General features: G+C 38.7%; 17 protein-coding genes. 5 read left to right on the top strand and 12 right to left on the bottom strand.

Annotated features, from left to right (window positions below):
- Positions 1-100: 100 nt before the first annotated feature.
- The 10 genes from J2S19_RS22820 to J2S19_RS22775 form a co-directional block, all read right to left on the bottom strand.
- Positions 101-307, bottom strand: a complete 207-nt coding sequence (locus tag J2S19_RS22820; RefSeq protein WP_307346967.1) for a hypothetical protein — start codon at positions 305-307, stop codon at positions 101-103.
- The gene (locus J2S19_RS22815) at positions 304-1,245 is read right to left on the bottom strand and encodes a DUF1672 family protein (RefSeq protein ID WP_307346964.1); all 942 of its coding nucleotides are present in this window, start codon (positions 1,243-1,245) and stop codon (positions 304-306) included. Before J2S19_RS22815 ends, J2S19_RS22820 begins: the two co-directional genes overlap by 4 nt.
- 360 nt (positions 1,246-1,605) lie before the next feature.
- Complete coding sequence (uvrA, locus tag J2S19_RS22810; RefSeq protein WP_307346961.1) at positions 1,606-4,479, bottom strand: excinuclease ABC subunit UvrA; 2,874 nt, start codon at positions 4,477-4,479, stop codon at positions 1,606-1,608.
- A gap of 7 nt (positions 4,480-4,486) precedes the next feature.
- Positions 4,487-6,469: an excinuclease ABC subunit UvrB gene (gene uvrB / locus J2S19_RS22805; RefSeq protein WP_307346958.1), complete on the bottom strand. Its 1,983-nt coding sequence runs from the start codon at positions 6,467-6,469 to the stop codon at positions 4,487-4,489.
- A 793-nt stretch (positions 6,470-7,262) separates the two neighbouring features.
- Entirely contained in the window at positions 7,263-8,849 is a 1,587-nt protein-coding gene (locus tag J2S19_RS22800; protein ID WP_307346956.1) for a peptide chain release factor 3, read from the bottom strand.
- A gap of 246 nt (positions 8,850-9,095) precedes the next feature.
- Positions 9,096-9,266: a hypothetical protein gene (locus tag J2S19_RS22795; protein WP_307346953.1), complete on the bottom strand. Its 171-nt coding sequence runs from the start codon at positions 9,264-9,266 to the stop codon at positions 9,096-9,098.
- Between the two features lie 240 nt (positions 9,267-9,506).
- Positions 9,507-10,253, bottom strand: coding sequence for a DeoR/GlpR family DNA-binding transcription regulator (locus tag J2S19_RS22790; protein WP_307346951.1), 747 nt, complete (start codon positions 10,251-10,253; stop codon positions 9,507-9,509).
- Between the two features lie 83 nt (positions 10,254-10,336).
- Positions 10,337-11,575: a methyl-accepting chemotaxis protein gene (locus J2S19_RS22785; RefSeq protein ID WP_307346948.1), complete on the bottom strand. Its 1,239-nt coding sequence runs from the start codon at positions 11,573-11,575 to the stop codon at positions 10,337-10,339.
- Complete coding sequence (locus tag J2S19_RS22780) at positions 11,472-12,104, bottom strand: MCP four helix bundle domain-containing protein (protein ID WP_307346945.1); 633 nt, start codon at positions 12,102-12,104, stop codon at positions 11,472-11,474. Before J2S19_RS22780 ends, J2S19_RS22785 begins: the two co-directional genes overlap by 104 nt.
- Before the next feature lie 442 nt (positions 12,105-12,546).
- Positions 12,547-13,866: an ABC transporter substrate-binding protein gene (locus J2S19_RS22775; protein ID WP_370875195.1), complete on the bottom strand. Its 1,320-nt coding sequence runs from the start codon at positions 13,864-13,866 to the stop codon at positions 12,547-12,549.
- Positions 13,867-14,095: 229 nt separating this feature from the next.
- Between J2S19_RS22775 and J2S19_RS22770 the strand changes: the two genes are divergently transcribed.
- The 4 genes from J2S19_RS22770 to J2S19_RS23775 all read left to right on the top strand — a co-directional run bounded on the left by J2S19_RS22770 (position 14,096) and on the right by J2S19_RS23775 (position 15,385).
- Positions 14,096-14,347 (top strand): hypothetical protein, encoded by a 252-nt coding sequence (locus J2S19_RS22770; protein WP_307346939.1) that lies wholly within the window; start codon positions 14,096-14,098, stop codon positions 14,345-14,347.
- 17 nt (positions 14,348-14,364) lie between these two features.
- Positions 14,365-14,616, top strand: a complete 252-nt coding sequence (locus J2S19_RS22765) for a hypothetical protein (RefSeq protein ID WP_307346936.1) — start codon at positions 14,365-14,367, stop codon at positions 14,614-14,616.
- 29 nt (positions 14,617-14,645) lie between these two features.
- Complete coding sequence (locus J2S19_RS22760) at positions 14,646-14,732, top strand: YjcZ family sporulation protein (RefSeq protein WP_307346970.1); 87 nt, start codon at positions 14,646-14,648, stop codon at positions 14,730-14,732.
- A gap of 248 nt (positions 14,733-14,980) precedes the next feature.
- A complete protein-coding gene (locus J2S19_RS23775; protein ID WP_370875194.1) occupies positions 14,981-15,385 on the top strand; it encodes a YjcZ family sporulation protein in 405 nt (134 codons plus the stop codon).
- A 241-nt stretch (positions 15,386-15,626) separates the two neighbouring features.
- Here the strand turns inward: J2S19_RS23775 and J2S19_RS22750 are convergent, their stop codons facing one another.
- Together J2S19_RS22750 and cls are read right to left on the bottom strand one after the other, a co-directional pair.
- Positions 15,627-16,655 (bottom strand): substrate-binding domain-containing protein, encoded by a 1,029-nt coding sequence (locus J2S19_RS22750; RefSeq protein WP_307346934.1) that lies wholly within the window; start codon positions 16,653-16,655, stop codon positions 15,627-15,629.
- 301 nt (positions 16,656-16,956) lie between these two features.
- Positions 16,957-18,405 carry a cardiolipin synthase gene (gene cls, locus J2S19_RS22745; protein WP_307346931.1) on the bottom strand — a complete coding sequence of 483 codons (1,449 nt, stop codon included), beginning with the start codon at positions 18,403-18,405 and terminating at the stop codon, positions 16,957-16,959.
- Between the two features lie 639 nt (positions 18,406-19,044).
- Between cls and J2S19_RS22740 the strand changes: the two genes are divergently transcribed.
- Positions 19,045-20,340: an aminotransferase class I/II-fold pyridoxal phosphate-dependent enzyme gene (locus tag J2S19_RS22740; RefSeq protein ID WP_307346928.1), complete on the top strand. Its 1,296-nt coding sequence runs from the start codon at positions 19,045-19,047 to the stop codon at positions 20,338-20,340.
- Positions 20,341-20,485 lie beyond the last annotated feature (145 nt).

Below are 20,485 nucleotides of genomic sequence, written 5' to 3'. Positions count from 1 at the left end.
TCAACTTTGAGTCCTCCTTGTTGGAACGAACCGTGGGTTAGTCATATTGTTATCATCTAATTTAATTGTAAAGGATAATATTTACTATTTCTTTGAATAATTATTGATTATTGTTATTGCCAAAAACAGGACTAATGTGGTGTGAAAATTTGTTTATATAGTGATTTATTACTGGTGAGTGAATTCTGAATAGATAATCTTGATAACCAGTTAACTCTACTATATCAGTATCTAATGTACTCTCATTTTGACTATTAATCTTGTCACTAATTTCAATCCCTCTCATATTCATCCACTCTTCATTCATTCTCTCAATACATAATTAGGATAAATTAATTCTAAAGAATTATCTTTTATACCAATTGCTGTTAAACTATCAATTAAATTATCATTAAGAGTTACACTATACAGGCCTGGTGGGATAATTTCTAACGATTTTATATCCTTACATACTTGGTCGAATATCTTATCACTGGGCGGGCTACCCTTTTTACTCATATATAATTGAATACTAATTATCAGTTTCTCAGGTGAGAAACTACTCTTTTCAAATATTTCTCTCATCTGAACAATATCCATTTTGGGATTCTCAATATAAGAATTATATAGTGTATCAAGTGCTTCATCTTTTATGGGTGAAATAAAATAGTTTGGAGTCATATAACCAACGCCCCCTACCTTTTTCAATGATTCTACAGTTCTTCCAACCACTGCTTCTTTCTTTTGCAGCTCAGTAAAGTATGAATCCAGTTGAGCAAATTCCTCTTCATATAGTAAATGATATAATCCACTCTTAATCGCATTCTCAACTTGCCCTTCCTGTGTAAAAACATTATCAAATTTTACTTCTTTCTTTTGTTTATCAATCGGCACAACTGCGTACGTATAAAAATGAGGTTCCCCGACTGATTCGACAAACACTGTTGCAGCATCCTGCGAGCCTACTACATTATGTACTTTTACTTCTGTTTTATATGTCTCGATAAAGAATTTTTGTACTGCTTTTGTTATTTCGTCTTGGTGTTCCTTCGCGATTTTATCTGTTTCCTGCCCATGTCGAGGCATGTAACCATCGCCAGTATAGTCTTGGACACTTACATATCGATCATCATGATTTTTCTTTTCAGTTGCTTGAGTATTTGTACTTGAATTTGTATTTTCTTTCATATCCCCCAAGTTTCCACATCCCCCCATTAACAACATTGTACTTATGCTATATACGACAAGTTTTCTTTTATGTTTCAAATTTTGAGTCCTCCTTGTTGGAACGAACCGTGGGTTAGTCATATTGTTATCACCTAATTTTATTGTAAAGGATAATATTTACTATTTCTTTGTATACTTATTAATTATGGTGATATTGCCAAAAAACAGTACAAATGTAGTGTAAAATATGTTTATATAGTGATTTAATACTAGTGGGATTCTGGAGAGATTAATCTTCTGACTAGTGGTAAGGTCATGAGGTAGGTGCTAAGAAGCTGGACATCCGTGATGATGTCTTGTATGCCGTTCTTTGTCTCAATGTCTGTGCCGAAGTAAGTGGTGGTGTATTCTTTTAGTTCACAACAAAAAGAGCATCATACTTTCGATGCCCTTTTTACGTTATTGAACAACTTCCTCTTTCGCTTTTATCATTTGCTTCATCCGTTCCCGGTCACGTTCTATAACTGGGCGTAAATACTTTCCAGTGTACGAACCTTCTGTCTTCATAATCACTTCTGGTGTTCCTGTTGCGATGATTGTTCCACCTTTATCTCCACCTTCTGGACCGAGGTCGACGAGGTAGTCGGCTGTTTTAATAACATCTAAATTATGCTCTATGACGAGAACGGTGTCACCATTTTCGACGAGGCGTTGTAGTACTTTTAAGAGGCGCGCAATATCGTCAACATGGAGTCCTGTTGTTGGCTCATCGAGAATGTACATTGTTTTACCATTTGACCGACGGTGTAACTCAGATGCCAGCTTAACCCGTTGTGCTTCCCCACCAGATAGTGTTGTCGCAGGCTGACCTAATGTGATATAGCCTAGACCGACATCTAATATCGTTTGCAGCTTACGTTTTATTTTTGGAAGATTTTCAAAAAAGCTCACTGCATCCTCAACCGTCATATCTAAAATATCCGAAATGTTCTTACCCTTATATGTCACCTCGAGTGTTTCTCTGTTGTACCGTTTTCCATGACATACTTCACATGGCACGTAGACATCTGGTAGGAAGTGCATTTCGATTTTAATAATTCCGTCACCACGGCATGCTTCACAACGTCCGCCTTTCACATTAAAGCTGAAGCGGCCCTTTTTATAGCCACGGACCTTTGCTTCGTTTGTCGTTGCGAATACGTCACGGATATCATCGAAAACACCTGTATATGTTGCTGGATTTGACCTAGGTGTTCGCCCGATCGGTGATTGGTCAATATCAATCACTTTCTCCAGCTCTTCTATCCCTTTCATTTCCTTATATTCTCCCGGCTTAGCCTTTGCACGATGTAGCTTTTGCGCTAGTGTTTTATGGAGGATTTCATTTACTAACGTACTTTTTCCTGAACCTGATACTCCTGTAACCGCAATAAAGGTCCCTAATGGGAATTTCACATTCACATTTTTTAAATTGTTTTCTTTCGCACCTTTTATTTCGATATAACGGCCATCAGGCTTTCTTCTTTCGTATGGCAACGGGATGAACTTTCTCCCTGATAAATATTGGCCTGTAACGGAGTTCTCATTCGCAATAACTTCTTCAGGTGTACCTGAGGCAATCACTTGACCACCATGAACACCTGCACCTGGACCGATGTCAATTAAGTAATCTGCCGCAAGCATCGTATCTTCGTCATGCTCAACAACGATTAATGTGTTGCCAATGTCTCGCATATTTTTCATCGTTTCGATGAGGCGGTCATTATCACGCTGATGCAAGCCGATTGATGGCTCATCTAATATGTATAAAACACCTGTTAATCGTGAACCGATCTGTGTTGCAAGGCGAATCCGCTGAGCTTCCCCGCCAGATAGTGTACCCGCTGCTCTGTTTAATGTTAAATATTCAAGACCAACATTGTTTAAAAAGCCTAAACGTTCGTTAATCTCCTTTAAAATCAAGTTAGAGATTTGCATCTCCTTGTCAGACAATGTTAACTCCTTAAAGAACAGAACAGATTCTTTTACAGATAGCTGTGTGATTTGCCCAATATGTTTGCCGTCTATTAAGACTGCGAGCGTTTCTTGCTTTAAACGTTGTCCTTTACATGTCGGACAATGTTTTACTGCCATGTACTTTTCCATTTGCTCGCGGATGTAGTCAGAGGACGTATCTTTATAACGTCGCTCGACATTTCGGACGACCCCTTCAAATTGGATGTAGTTTTCTCTCACTTGTCCGAAGTCATTTTCATAACGAAAGTAAATCTCATCGCTATCACTTCCGAATAGCACTTTATCGAGTAAGTGTTTCGGAATATCTTTAATAGGAGTATCCATGTCAATTCCATAATGGTTACAAATCGCCTTTAATAGTTGCGGGTAATATTGCGAGCTTGTCGGCTCCCACGGTGCAATTGCCCCTTCATTAAAGCTTAACCCTTTATCCGGAATGATTAAATCTAAGTCGACTTCAAGCTTCGTACCAAGTCCATCACAACTAGGGCAGGCACCGAATGGGCTATTAAATGAGAACATTCTCGGTTCGAGCTCACCGATTGAAAAGCCACATTGTGGACATGCATGGTGTTCACTAAACAACAGCTCTTCCTCACCCATTACATCAACAATAACTTTACCTTCACCAAGCTGTAATGCTGATTCGAGTGAGTCCGCTAATCGTGAAGAAATGCCTTCTTTGACAACGATCCGGTCAATGACAACTTCGATTGAGTGCTTTTTATTTTTTTCTAATTCAATTTCTTCAGAAAGCTCACGCATTTCACCGTCAACACGAACTCTGACATAGCCTTGTTTTTTAACATCTTCAAAAACTTTGACGTGGGCGCCTTTACGTCCTGAAATAAGCGGTGCTAAAATTTGAATTTTCGTTCGTTCCGGGTACTCTAAAATCCGGTCGACCATTTGTTCAATCGTTTGTGAAGAAATCTCAATGCCGTGCTTAGGACATGTCGGATGGCCGACTCTTGCGAAAAGTAAGCGTAAATAATCATATACCTCTGTTACGGTTCCAACTGTTGAACGCGGATTTTTACTCGTTGTCTTTTGGTCGATCGAAATCGCTGGTGATAGCCCTTCGATCGAATCAACATCCGGCTTGTCCATTTGCCCAAGAAATTGCCGGGCATAAGCAGAAAGTGATTCAACATAACGGCGTTGGCCTTCTGCATAAATCGTGTCGAATGCCAGCGAAGACTTACCAGAACCTGATAATCCTGTTAGGACGACTAGCTTATCTCTTGGGATTGTAATATCTATATTTTTTAAATTATGGGCCCGTGCTCCCTTAACAACGATATGTTCCATTGCCATAATCGTTTCACCCTTCCGCTTTTAACTCTAAAATTAAATCACGTAGCTCAGCCGCACGTTCGAAGTTCAATGCCTTTGCAGCTTCCTTCATTTCTGCTTCCATATCGGCAATAACTTTGTCGCGTTCCTTTTTTGACAAGTTTGTCAGTGATTTTGAAATCGTTGCTTCGTATTCGCCCTCTTCCTCTGCCACTGTCGCACGAATCACATCGCGGATTGCCTTTTGAATTGTTTGCGGTGTAATGCCATGCTTTTTATTGTACTCTTCTTGTATTTCACGACGACGCTTCGTTTCGTTAAGTGCTAATTCCATTGAGTTTGTAATCTTATCTGCATACATAATGACATGACCATTCGCATTACGCGCTGCACGGCCGATTGTTTGAATGAGTGACCGTTCTGAACGAAGGAATCCTTCTTTATCTGCATCTAAAATTGCAACTAATGAAACTTCTGGAATATCTATACCCTCTCGCAAAAGGTTAATTCCGACGAGGACATCATATTTTCCTAAGCGCAGCTCACGGATAATTTCGATCCGTTCCAATGTTTTTATCTCTGAATGCAGGTAATTTACTTTAATTCCGATTTCTTTTAAATAGTCTGTTAAGTCTTCTGACATTTTTTTCGTTAACGTTGTGATAAGAACACGTTCGTTTTTCTGTACTCGTGCTTGGATTTCACCAATTAAATCATCAATTTGTCCTTCAATTGGGCGTACATCAACTGTTGGATCAAGCAGTCCAGTCGGTCGAATAATTTGCTCAATCATCTTCGGAGTATGCTCCATTTCAAATGGTCCAGGTGTTGCTGAAACGAAGACGATATGTTTAATGTGTTTCTCAAATTCCTCAAAACGTAATGGACGGTTATCTAATGCAGAAGGCAGTCGGAAACCATGGTCAACTAACACTTGCTTCCGGGCCTGGTCACCGTTATACATTCCTCTAATTTGCGGAATTGTCACGTGAGACTCATCAACGACAATCATAAAATCGTCTGGGAAGAAGTCTAGTAATGTGTATGGAGTTGAACCTGCCGGACGAAGTGTTAAATGACGTGAGTAGTTCTCGATTCCTGAGCAAAAGCCCATTTCCCGCATCATTTCTAAATCATAATTCGTCCGTTGTTCAAGTCGCTGTGCTTCGAGCAGCTTACCGTTTTCGCGCATTTTTTCTAATTGTTCAGCTAGCTCTGCTTCAATATTTTTTATGGCCTTTTCCATCTTCTCTTCTCTCGTTACGAAGTGGGAAGCCGGGAAAATCGCAATATGCTCTCGCTCACCGACGATTTCGCCTGTTAATGCATCGATTTCACGAATTCGGTCAATTTCATCTCCGAAAAATTCCACGCGAATACATTGCTCGTCTTTAGAGACAGGAAATATTTCCACGACATCACCACGAACACGAAATGTTCCTCTTCGGAAATCAATATCATTCCGTTCATATTGCACATCAACCATTTGTCTTAACAATTGGTTCCGCTCAATTTCCATGCCTGTATGTAATTCAACAACGAGCTCTTTATATTCTTCCGGCGAACCGAGGCCATAGATGCATGATACACTGGCAATTACAATTACATCCTTCCGTTCAAATAAAGACGATGTTGCCGAGTGACGGAGCTTGTCAATTTCATCATTTATGCTCGCATCTTTTTCAATAAACGTATCTGTTTGCGGGACATAGGCTTCCGGTTGATAATAATCGTAGTAACTTACGAAATATTCAACTGCATTATTTGGAAAAAACTCTTTGAATTCGCTATATAGCTGTCCTGCTAATGTTTTATTATGTGCAATCACTAATGTTGGTTTGTTCACTTCTTTAATTAAATTTGAGACAGTAAATGTTTTACCTGTTCCTGTTGCACCTAATAGTGTCTGGAATCGTTGTCCTTGATTGATTCCTTCGACTAATGCCTGAATTGCCGCCGGCTGATCACCTTGTGGCGTATATTTCGAGACTAATTCAAATTGTTCACTCACATATAAGCCTCCATTCAGAATGTTTCAATAGTAATAGTTTATCACATTTTATAGAAAAATCACTAAAAGTACGAACTTTAGTTCGCATTTAGTTCATATGGCATAATTTATTGCTAGTTCGTCTCAGAGCTGCTTTAAATTTGTAGTTGTTTTGGTTGATTTTAGCATGAGTACTCGCTTTTTACGGGTGTGGGGTGAAAATCTGTCACCTTTACATGATTATTTGTCAAGTTCAGCTTAAAATCTGTCAACTTTTATGATTTATTTGTCAACTTTTCAAGAAAATTGCCCATTTCTAGGAGAAACCGTCCGACCCCACTTCACGGTCAATTTTTTGGCTGTTTTCGCAAACATATTACTTTTTACTTAGTTGCCGTTTTGGGTTGATTTCCGCTACAGTACTCGCTTTCCGCGGGGTGGGTGGTGAGCATGTCTAGCTCCGGCGGCTATCAACTAGCAAACTTCAGGTCACCTCCCTACGATAAGTCATCATCGATTCGCCATTCGGCTCATCGTGATTCCTTTATCTCAGTCGATGCCCCTCCAGTTTGTACGTCGATGGGCAAGCCGCCTACGCTTTTCGTACTCCTCGGCGCGTAACGCCTGTGGGGTCTCACCTCTCCCACGCATCCCGCAGGAGTCTCGTACTTCCGATCCAACCAACCCTAATAAAGTCAATGCTAATAAGCCACAATCTTTTAAGAATGATTCATTTTTTCACAACCAAAAGAAAAGAGCACCACATGGGTAGCTCTTTATAAGTATGACTCTATTTTCATGTGTTCAAACATTGTTATTTTTGTGACGTGACACCTTGATAGTCGTTCTCTTCTAATAAATCAACAAGCTCGATATCTTTTTGATTTTCTAGGAAGTACCGCAATGTGAATTCATTTTCAAATAGGACTGCATAAGCACCATAACGGTCACGAACTAACATGCTCCGTGAATCGAAAAAGCGTTTGTCGAACTTCTCGCTTTTAATCCAGCGTGGGATTCGTTCACCTAAAGAAGTAAATTCGATGTCGACATTGTATTCAGCCTTCATCCGATACTCAAATACTTCAAACTGAAGCTGACCTACTGCACCAAGAATCATCGAGTCATTTAGTTCCTGTCTAAATAATTGAATCGCACCTTCTTGAACTAGTTGTTCGATCCCTTTGCGGAATTGCTTCGATTTCATGACGTTTTTCGCTTGTACTCGTTTAAATAACTCAGGTGGGAATTGTGGAAGTTCTTCGTATTGATATTGTGCTTTCCCGCCGATTAACGTATCACCTATTTGATAAATGTTCGGGTCGTAAATACCGATGATATCGCCTGGATATGCCTCATCAACCGTATCCCGGTCCTTCGCCATGAATGCTTGCGTTTGATTTAGTTTAATTGTTTTATTTGTACGACTTAAATTGACGCTCATCCCACGTTCGAATTTTCCGGAGCAAACACGTAAGAAGGCAATCCGGTCACGGTGAGCTGGGTTCATATTTGCTTGGATTTTAAAAATGTAGCCGGAAAATTGGTCTTTTTCAGGTTCTACTAATCCTTCATTTGTTTTCCGTGGCTGTGGCTTAGCGGCAAACTGTAGGAACGTATCAAAAAATGTTTGCACACCAAAATTTGCTAACGCACTTCCGAAAAATACTGGTGTTAGCTCGCCATTCTCTACACGTTCACGCGTAAATTCATTTCCAGCCTCTTCAAGAAGCTCAATCTCGCCTAAAGTATCTTGATAAGTCGGATTATCTTCAAAGCCATGTTTTGACACTTCTGCGATAGGAATGATTTCTTCTTCTTCATCCCCTTTAAATTGAACAATCTCATCTTTAAAGCGGTCGTAAATTCCTAAAAAGCGTTTCCCCATCCCGATCGGCCAGTTCATAGGATATGACTCTATTCCAAGTACTTCTTCAATTTCTGAAAGAAGTTCAAGCGGTTCACGTCCTTCACGGTCCAGCTTGTTTATAAATGTAAAAATCGGTATTCCGCGCATCCGACATACTTTAAATAACTTAATCGTTTGTGGCTCGACACCTTTTGTTGAGTCGATAATCATGACAACACTGTCAACAGCTGTTAATGTACGATACGTATCCTCACTAAAATCTTCATGTCCAGGCGTATCTAAAATGTTGACGTGAAATTCATGATATGGAAAGCTCATCACACTCGATGTAACGGAAATTCCACGTTTCTTTTCAATTTCCATCCAGTCAGATGCTGCATATTTCCCTGTTTTTTTCCCTTTAACCGTTCCTGTTGAACGAATAACCTGTCCAAAGTATAAAAGCTTTTCTGTTAACGTCGTTTTCCCAGCATCCGGATGGGAAATAATCGCAAACGTCCGCCGTTTATTTATTTCATCTTGTAAGCTCATGTTCACTAACCTCTCGCTAATTAAATTCGTGTTCTAAATATACTACAAACGACTCGAAAGAACAATTTCCCGGCTATAAAATAATTTCTAAGAGTTTCATGGTACACATTGTATCTTTCCATGTTATGTATTGGTATTTACATTGTTGAACATTTTAGTCGTTTAAAGAAGCAGTTACAGAAAAAAATATCAACTAACAGTCATTCGGACCATATAAAAAGCGGATTCTTATATCTAGAATCCGCCTCACCGTAATCCTCTTTGTTTACGCTTTTCGACTGATTTATCATCAGTATACAGCAAGTCCCACGAGCTTTTATATCGGTATTTTTTTCCCCAAGCATTGATCAGCATCCTCATCCCAGTAATAAAACATAAAATAAGCAGTGCTACAATTAGAAATAGGATTTCATTCATTACAGTTCCCCCATTCTTCCTTGTAGCATGTATATGCACTGCTTATACAATTATGACGAGAGAAAGTGACAAATGATGTTTACTTTTCCAAGAGATTGTGGCGTTTTAGCACTAACTTTATTAAGGGTTGGTTGGAGCTGAGACAACCCTAAACGACTATTAAGTAAAAAGCAACAACGTTTACAAAAACAGCCTATATTTAAAACATTTTGTCCAAGCCCTAAAATGGTAATTTTATCTTCACACTATATATAGCTTTGTCTTTTCGGCATACTTCTGAAAACGGCCTGGTTCATCTTCAGTGGTGATAATCCGCGCTTGATCCAGGTCTGCAAATTTCGCAAAAGATACCTCACCGAATTTTGTATGGTCGGCGAGGATATAGGATTCACGCGATAGAGATATTGCCTTTTCTTTTATATGTGCTTCCTCAGGATCAGGAGTTGTAAACCCTAACTCTTGATGAATTGCATTCGTACCGATAAAACATTTATCGAAGCGATATTGTTGGATACTATCGTAAGCACTTCTGCCAATAAGCGCTTTTGTCACCTTTTTCACATAGCCTCCGATTAAATAGGTGGTAATGTCCTTTTCTAGCAATGCTTCGAGATGGTCGACACCGTTTGTGACAACAACTAGATTTTTTTGATTTAAATAGTGAATCATCTGATACGTCGTTGTCCCGGCATCAAGATAAATACACTCGTCATCACGAATAAATTCTGCTGCATATTTCGCAACCTTCTTTTTTTCCACCAGGTTCTGCGTTGCTTTTTCAATCACGCTTTGTTCAGTACGTTTTCGTTGTAAAAGTGCTGCGCCACCATGGACACGTTTTAAGACGTTTTCTTTTTCAAGCTGATCCAAATCACGTCTTAAAGTCGACTCAGATGTATTTGTAAGCTCAACTAATTCTTGAATTTTCACATGTTCTTTTTCATTTAACAAGTCGATGATTAAGCGATGTCGTTCTGAAATTAGCATACTGTCTCCCCTTCATTTCTTCCTAATAAAGACATTATATAAAATAATGTTGGATTTTTCACAGTATCCTAATCATTCATTACTTATTTCGTTTTTTTCCGAGACGTTTTTTTTCGCTTAGCCGGTTGCTCGGTTTGTGGGACGATTTGATTTGTCACATTGAATTGTTTCACGATTTCTTGAAGTTCATTTGCCATACTTTCGAGATTCGCCGCAGATTTTGTAATGTCTTCCATTGATACACTTTGTTCCTCAGCAGATGCAGCAACGGTTTGGGTATTGTTTGCTGCTTGTTCTGATAAAGCTGCGACACCATTTATTAATGAAACCATTGTTGCTGAGCTAGCTGTTACCTGTTCGACAACAGCCGAAACATCTTGGGAATGGGCGGCAACTTCTTCAATTTTTGCGGCAATGTCTTTAAATGACTTCCCTGTCTCCTCAACTTTTACGATCCCTTTGTCAACTGCTGCTGAACCTTCTTGCATTGAGTTTACGGCATTTGTTGCTTCTGTTGTAATTTCACCAATAAGATGACGAATATCATCCGCGGCGGTACGAGATTGCTCAGCTAGCTTCCTCACCTCGTCAGCAACGACTGCAAAGCCTCGTCCCTGTTCACCCGCTCGAGCTGCTTCGATAGCTGCATTTAATGCAAGGAGATTTGTTTGCTCCGCGACCTCCGTAATTAATGTAACGATTGAGTGAATTTGATTTGACTTTTCACCTAATGCATTTACTACAGCTGCTGTTGTGCTCACTTGTGATTGAACAACATTCATTTGTTCAATCGTCTCATTGACAACTTTGTTTCCAACTGTAGTCTGCGCTGTTGCATCTGTCGCTAAATCTGCCACTACTTGTATCGATGTTGCCGCTTGATTCATTCCGTTTGCGATTTCCTCGACAGCGTTGTTGGCATCCACTGCTTGTGTTAATTGTGACTCTGATCCGTTGGCAACTTCTTGAATCGATTCCGTTATTTGCTCTGACGCTTTTGTTGATTGCTCAGCTGTAGCCGTTAATTGTTCAGAAGTAGCCGCAACATGTTCAGAGTGGGCTGAAACTGTTGAAATGACCGTACGTAGATTTTTCGTCATTTCGTTAAAATCTGTTGCCAATTGACCGATTTCATCTTTGTTACGGATGTTCATTTCCTCGGTAGCTAAGTTTCCAGCCGCAACCTGTTTGACTTGGGCAGCCATTTTGCGTATAGGTCTAGATAGATTGCGAGATAACAAGTAGCCGAGTGTTGCAGAAATAATTAATGCGAGCGCAAGAAAAATGATTAGTGATTTTTGCTGTTGAAAATAATGTATCACTTTCCTTACTAAGCTCCTCCGTTCTTTTTTCACTGAGCTCTACAAGTTTATTCATATTGATATTAATGCTTGATAAATTCCAGCTTGCCTTTCGTAAAATTGATTCTGCCTTTTCAAGATTATTCGCTTCACCCTCAGCCATAATATCTTCATGAAGTGCGAGATAATCATTCCATTCGTTCGTTACTTGCTTAAAAAGTTCCTTTTCTTCTTTTATCGATAGATGTGCTTCATACCTTTTTGTAACCTCGTGGTATTGCTGTAAAATTGTTTCCATCGCCAAAGCATATTCAGTTCGATTACTAGCGTTAGTTGAGTTTACATAATTTAATTCCTGCGTAACAAGGCTATCCATTAAATGGCGCATTTCTGATACATAAATAATTGAAGGGAGACGCTTGTCAGATACCTCTGACGCCTTTTCTCTCATTTGATCCATACTTACTAAGTTCACCGTACTCAAGACAAGGTTAATGGCGATAACGATTGAAAAGATAAGTAAAATTTTCTTACCAACTGATGCTTTCATAAAAAAACTCCTTTTTCATTTTTGGCTGTTTCTATCTACTTAGTAGACATGTTGGCTAATCGAGTAATCATGATTGGCAATGGACATCAACTTATTTCTGCTTTTTTGAAAAATCTCATCGTGAAGTCCACGAAATCTAAAAATGGATTTATGCTTAAAGGTAATTATCTCCTCCACTTTTCAATATGTAGCTGTTTCTAAAGTCGAGACATAGGTTGTAACGACTTTGTCTGGCCATTTTTAACAAGCGTTTCTTTTTCCACCAAAGTAATTTTATAAAAAATGAAGTTAACGATAAGTTAATTCAATATTATTATCGACACTAACTTAGAAATCTTAAGGACATTTCACCTATTTTTGATTTGAGTTTTATAAAAAATGATTTGTTAACGAACAAAAAAGGTACTTGGATTAGATTCCTTATCCAAGTACCTTTTTCGATTTACTTAGCTACTTTTGCACGTGCTTCTTTCCAATCTTTATTCAAATCATTCATAATCTCATCAAAGCTTTCCTTTTTGTTCCCAATTGCTGCTTCGATTATACGTTGTTTAAATTCAGGTTGGAACAAGCCGATTTCACCTTCATTATCTATTGCATCAACTAAGCCTTCTTGACCTTCTTTTGCAGGTGCATTTTTAATAAGTTCTACACCTAACTCTTCGAAGGATGCTAATGTGTCTGGAAGCTCATCTCCAATGACTGGTGAGATTCCACCGTTATCTTGAGCATAATTTGATTCGTTAATAAACCATTCAACCCATGCTTTTGCTGCTTCTTTGTTTTCACTATTTTTGTTAATACCAATTTTGTAGTCTCCACTGCTTTCAGAAAATTGTTTACCATCATGGTTGTAAGGGAATGGCATGTAGCCAATATCATCTCGATTTTCAGCCAGGTCTTGAACTTGTGTAATCGCCCATGAGCCTAATACCATTGTCGCAATTTCACCTTTTGCTAGCATTTCTTTTGAACTTTCCCAATCAGTTGTTAACGGGTCATTCTCAATTAAGCCTTCTTTTGCAAGGTCATACATCATCTTGTATAGGATATAATGTGGTTTTCCTTTTGCGAATGGGTCATCCATATTAGCCATTTGTACGTTTACATAGTCCTCTTCACCAGAAATCGAAAGTCGGTTTGGCTCCCATTGTGTGAGCGGCCAGCCCGCAGCATAATTTGTGTAATAAGGTATTGCTTTTGTACTATCTTTTACTTTTTTCATTGCTTCTAGGAATGCTTCTGGAGACGTCGGAATGTCTGTGATGCCTGCTTCTTCAAAAACCTTTTTGTTGTATACAAGCCCTTGTGCGTTTACGACAATCGGTATCCCATAAACATTGTTTTCATATGCATCTTCATCCACATGTAAATACTTTTGACTTAGTTCGTCAATTGTTCCAAGTGGTTCAAAGTAGTTTTCTAAGTCTTGAAGGGGAACATCGTTTGGTATGAGTAATGCGTCACCATATTCTGTTGAGTTCATGCGAACCTTCACTTGACCTTCATAATCAGTAATAGCTTCAAATTCAACCTTCACATCTGGATACTTCTCATTGAATTTTTCTGCGTATTCTTTAAAGACTGTATCAACAATATCTGTACGGTTAGTAAGGACAAGTATTTCACCTGATGGTCCATCACTATTTTGTTTTTCATCATTTTCTGCTTTGTTGTTGTCGTTACCTTGTGAGCAAGCTGTTAATAGGGCAAAAATCATTAGGCTAAAAGTGAGTAATTTCAATAGCTTTTTCAAGTAAATCTCCCCTTTATAAAGTAATCGTTTAAGTAATTTGATTGTAATGTGTAAACGCTTACTTGTCAATTATATTTTTTTTGTGGGGACAGTCCCCCAGTTGTTCACCGCGGTAAAGTATTGGGGGACTGTCCCCAACTCTATTAAAAAGAGGTGATTACACTGAATGTTTTGTCCAATCTTAGAAGACTACTTTTTCATACATTATCGTATAAACAAAAGGGAGGTGTATCGGATGTTTAGACAACATGGTTACCAGAACTATCATTCAACGGTAGAATTCTTAAATGGAATTGCATTAGGGCAGTTTGTTCGCGTTCAGTATGACGGTGGAGGTGCTTTTGGTGTTTGGGAAGGCACTTATCAAGGCTTAGATCGAAACGGAAACGTGCTATTCTATAATCTATTTAACCCTGCATCAAACACTACTCTCACTGGTGTTACAAGAGTAAAAGTCCAATCTATTAATTCTATTACAACTAACTAAGACTGAGGTGTATCAGAATGGGGAATTATCATCACTATCAACAGTGTCACTCAACGATAGAATTTCTAAATGGCCTTTCAATCGGTCAATTTGTTCGCGTACAATTTGACGGTGGCGGGGCTTTCGGTGTCTGGGAAGGAACATACCAAGGCACAGATCAAAACGGTAACGTCATGTTCTATAATCTATTCAACCCTGCTACTAACACTACTCTTACTGGCGTTACTAGAATCAAAGTTCAATCAATTAACTCTATTACGACAAATTAACTAGAGACATTTGGGGAGGTTTTGCAAGGATGAGTTACGGAGCTTTTTCCAGTTTCTCTCTCATTGTTGTATTGTTCATCTTGTTAATTATCGTTGGAGTATCTATGTCTAGTTAATGGCATTTCTCATAGAGAAGGTTGTTTTTATAGCAAACTTTTAAAAATCGACTAGCAATAAGCGTGTGACTTCTATGAAATGAATGAGGCATGGGCATGTGTTTACATCGGGGAGGTTCACCGCCCAGCTTCTAATAGTGAGTTTACTGATAAGAGGAATCACTCAAAATATAGTTTGTGATAAACAACAAAGATTATGAGAATCGCCTTGGTCATAAAAGACAATACAATAAAGGGAGATGATTCGTATGTCATATAAAGAGCATGAGCAGTCATACCACCATCATTATCATAAAAACAAAAATAACTTTGCCCTAATCGTAGTCCTTTTCATATTACTCATTATTGTTGGTGGAGCTTTTTATTTAAATCAAATGAATGGACCTGTTGCCATGGCAGCAGACGATAATCGTATGAATAACGGAAACCAAGGTGCTGGTATGAACCAGTTTGCAGGTCAGCAAATGAACAACAATAATCGAAATAATAACAACGCAAACAACAACAATAATGTTCAAGCAGGCAGAAACCAAATGAACCAAAACGGTATGAACAATAATCGAAATAATAACAACAACGCGATGAATAACCTATTAAATTCAGGTTTTATTAATGGTGACGAAAACCGTCGCCTTAATCAAGGCGGCAACTAAGCAAACGGGGACAGTTCTTATATGGGGACTGTCCCTCTTCTCTTTAACGCGGTAATTTATTGCGGGACTGGCCCCCAATCCTTTAACGTGGTAACTTACTGCGGGACTGGCCCCCAATCCTTTAACGTGGTAACTTACTGCGGGACTGGCCCCCAATCCTTTAACGTGGTAACTCACTGCGGGACTGGCCCCCCACTAATAGAAAAAAAAGCTGTCGAGAACACTCGACAGCCTTTTTTATTTAATCTGTTGTTTGCAATTCGTCAGTTATTTTTTTGACTGAGTCGCGTAGGACGAGTTTTCCTTTGACGGATACTTGTTCCCATTTTCTTTTTTTGCTTTTAAGTTTCGAAATCATTAGTTGGACGGCTGTTCTGGACATTTCCTCGATGTCGACCTCGACTGTTGTGAGTTTTGGTTCGGCAATTTGTGCGTAAATGTCATTATCAAAGCCAACTACCGAGCAATCTTCTGGGACACGGTAGCCTAGTGATTGCAGTTTCGTAATTAAGTTATAGGCTATTTGGTCACAGTTACATACAAATGCGGTTGGAATTTTGTCAGGTAGCTCAATTTCGATATATTTTCCTCGTTCATCACGGTCTTTAATAATATATTCCTGCTTAAGTGGCAGTTTATGCTCTAATAGCGACTTATAAAAGCCTAAGAAACGGTCTTGGATACTACTAGTTGAATAGATATTTCCTACAAAACCTATCTCTTGATGGCCATTTTTGATTAAATAGTTAGTCATTTCATACATGCCATAAAAGTTATCTGTAATAACCGTATCAGCTTCAGCATCTTCATTGTAGAAGTCAATATAGGCGATCGGGATTTCAATTCCATTTAATAGTTGGATGTAATCATTGCTAATCTGCCCAAGAATTAATAAGCCATCAACTTTTTTATCATAATAGATTCGCGGCAGGACTTTTTGTTCTTCATCATCTGCACTTAAAATATGCAAAATCCCACTATATTGATGGTGATCAAGCACTCTAGCGATATGCTGGTAAAATTTCAAATAGAATGATTGAATTTCACCGGTAAAACGCTCAGGTATAATGACGCCGATATTATACGCCTGTCCTTCCTTCATTGATTTTGCTAATGTATTAAAACGGTAGCCCATCTCTTCAGCTACTTGTTTAATTTTTTGTTTGAGCTCATCGCTGACGCCCTCTTTATCATTTAATGCTTTAGAAATGGTCACACTACTTACACCAAGTCTTTCAGCAATATCTCGCATCGTTACGTTATTTCCCAAAATACCCACCTCTCAACACTTTTCTTTCTATACATTTCATAGTGCGTTTCTACAAGCAATTCCAGGGAAACGCTAACACAATTATTTATCATATACTTTCGTTGCTACTAAAACCAATTAGATAGCAACAATCTTCTATACATATTTAATAATTTCTTACTACCTATTATAAAGTAATTTACGACTAAATGCTCTATTAAGATTCATTCGATTCTGTATTAGTATACCACGTTAGATTAGGACTGTAACGATCGAAAAAGCTGCACATTGTTACTACAAGTGTTGCAGCTTTACCATGCTTCTATAAAATGGGTGATAATAGTCTTGAAACGGATTCCTTTAAGCGTATCATTCGTGAACGCTGCTCATAGCCGCCAAGTGTCAGTTCGCGTGATACCTTCTGATCATTTAAAAAAACATCATATAGACGCATTGCAATGTTCGGGTCATAGATGAAGGCATTCACTTCAAAATTCAATTTAAAACTTCTCATATCGATATTCGCAGTTCCGACAGAGGAAATTTCATTATCGACAACAATCGTTTTCGCGTGAATAAACCCGTTATCATAGATATAAACTTTTGCACCCGAATGAAGCATTTCACCGATATAAGACATCGTAGCCCAATAAACAAAGGGGTGATCTGGTTTATTTGGAATCATAATTTTAACTTCGATACCAGACAAGCATGCAATTTTTAACGCATCAAGGACACTTGCATCTGGAATGAAGTAAGGAGTTTGAATAAAAATTGACTTTTTCGCCGTCGCGATCATTTTAATATAGCCATTTTTGATTTGCTCCCATTCCGAATCAGGTCCACTCGTAACGATTTGCATACTGCTTTTTCCACTAACATGTTGTTCTGGAAAGTGATTCGGTATATACGGGATTTTCTTTTTATGTGTTGCTTGGTTCCAGTCTAAAATAAACCTCGTCTGGATCGCATAAACCGCAGTGCCTTGAATCCGTAAATGTGTATCTCTCCAATAGCCAAACTTAGGGTCTAGTCCTAAATATTCATCTCCAACATTAAAGCCGCCAACATAGCCGATTTTACCATCTATAATGACAAGCTTACGATGATTTCGGTAGTTTAGACGTAAATTAATCCAACGTAGCTTAGACGGGAAAAAGCGTTCTACTTCCCCTTCAGCTTTCCGGAGCTCCGCAAAAAACGATTTTCTTAACCCTCTAGAACCGAGGTCATCATAGAGCACTCTTACTTTTACACCTTGCTTCGCCTTTTTTGCTAATGCATCAATTAGCCTTTTTCCTAGCTGATCATTATGTAAAATATAATATTGTAAATGAATATGGTCTTCTGCGGCTTCAATATCTGCTATCAGCTGGTCAAATTTTGCATTGCCATCTGTGAAAATATCGATATGATTATCCTTCATCAACACAGCATCGTTATTGATGAGATGCATATAAATAAGCTGCTTATAATTCCGTTCCACTTCGTTTTGGTATTCAAATGTATCATATCTAAGTTGTTCAACTTGATTTGTTAGTAGCTTTTCAATTCCCAGCTTTTTGCGATCTTCCCATTGAAACAGATGGTATCGGCTTAAATTTTGCCCAAACAACATGTACAGCAAAAATCCTAATAACGGGATAAAAAAGAGAACTAGCAACCAGGCCCATGAAGCTGACGCATCCTTCCGTTCCCTAAAAATAACGATAACAGCAAAAAAGATGTTTAAGAAAATAATAATGCCTAGTAAAATCGTTACAATATTCATAAACATTCCTCACTTTACATGACATTCTCAATGTTTTAACTCTTTTCATAAGGCTCTTTTCTAGAAGATTGTGGCTTTTTGCACTTACTTTTTTAAGGGCTTGTTGGAGCGTAAGTGTGAGACTCCTGCGGGATGCGTGGGAGAGGTGAAACCCCGCAGGCATTTACGCTGAGGAGCATGAAAAGCGTAGGCGGCTTGCCCATCGATGTACAAACTGGAGGGGCATCGACTGAGATAAAGGAATCACGATGAGCTGAATGGCAAATCGATGATGACTTATCGTAGGGAGATGACCTGAAGTTTGATAACGGGTAACCGCCGGAGCTAGACAGCTCACCACCCACCCCGCTATTGCTGAGTACTGTAGTCGAGGCAAACCCTAAACGACAACTAAGTTAAAAGCAACAATGTTTACGAAAACTGCCTTTCATATAAATCCTCTTGAATTGGCATGAGTCTGTACACTAAGTATATCACTTAATCTCCAAATCCACAGGTTTGGCTACCAAAGCGAACAAACCCTTTATAGATAGTGAGAAATTTTTTCTGAATACACTGTGAGTTCAGCCTTTAGTGTGATAAAATATCTCATAATGATTTTCAAAATTTTATCTATTTTCTAGAGGTGAAAATATACTAATGAACGAATTAGCGCAAGCTTTAAACCAGGCAATTATCCAGGACAATGAACATGTATACGACATGTTGTCACAGCTCGGCAAGGAATTATTTTATCCAAAAGGGATTTTAAGTCAGTCTGCAGAGGCAGGAAAAAAGGCACACCGTTTTAATGCAACAATTGGGATTGCAACTGAAAACAATGAACCGATGCACTTTGAGCATATTCAAAACCTATTCGGTAACAGTATCGCTCCAAAAGACCTTTTCCCTTACGCTGCTCCACAAGGAAAAGAAGAGCTACGTTCAGTGTGGAAGAAGAAAATTTTAGCGGATAACCCACAATTAAACGAGGAAATTCTCGGAAATCCAATTGTGACAAATGCTTTAACACACGGACTAAGCATTGTTGCTGATTTATTTGTAGATGAAGGCACACCGATCATTCTACCTGATAAATATTGGGGCAATTATAACATCACATTTAAAACACGTAGAGGTGGAACGACTGTCACATATCCTCTTTTCAATGAAGCTAACGGTTTTAATGTTGAAGGCTTAAAAGCAGCGATTCAATCTCAAAAATCGTCTGGAAAAATTGTTGTATTATTAAACTTTCCTAATAATCCAACAGGTTATACTCCACTTGAATCAGAAGCACAAGAAATAGCGGCAGTTCTTACTGAAGCAGCAGAAGAAGGTTTAAACATTATTGCGTTAATTGATGATGCATACTTCGGCTTATTTTATGAAGATTCAATTAAAGAGTCGATTTTCAGCTTTTTAGCAACTGCACATCCACGTATTTTACCAATTAAAATCGATGGTGCGACAAAAGAGAACTATGTATGGGGCTTCCGTGTCGGCTTTATTACGTATGCAAGTAACAGCCCTGCAATCTTAAATGCGCTTGAGCAAAAAACAAAAGGGATTATTCGGGGAACGATCTCAAGTAGCTCTCACCCTTCTCAATCAATCATTTTACAATCGTTACAATCAGAAGAATTCCAGGTTGAGAAAAAACAAAAATTTGCTTTAATGAAGGCACGTGCAGATAAAACGAAAGAAGTGCTTACAAAAGCAGAATACGCCAAGTATTGGACACCATACCCATTCAATTCAGGCTATTTTATGTGCATTAAGCTACATGACATTAATGCCGAGCAGCTTCGCGTTCACTTATTAAATCAGTATGGCGTCGGAACGATTTCAATAAATGATACAGATCTCCGTATCGCGTTCTCATGTGTTGAAGCTTCAGATATTGAAGAGCTTTTTGATTTAATTGCCAAAGGTGCAGCTGATTTACAAGGTTAATAAACGTACAAAAGCTCAGGGCACCTTGAACAGCCTCGAGCAAATAAGACGAATAGAGTAGGCGCATGAATTACTCATGCGCCTCTCACAGATCCGTACGTGCGGGTCTTCGCATACGGCTCCTCCATGTTTATCCCCTTTGGAG

The organism is Metabacillus malikii (assembly GCF_030813355.1).
GTDB lineage: Bacteria > Bacillota > Bacilli > Bacillales > Bacillaceae > Metabacillus > Metabacillus malikii.
The sequence above is the reverse complement of the archived record's forward strand: the minus strand, read 5'-3'. Positions and strand labels throughout refer to the sequence as shown.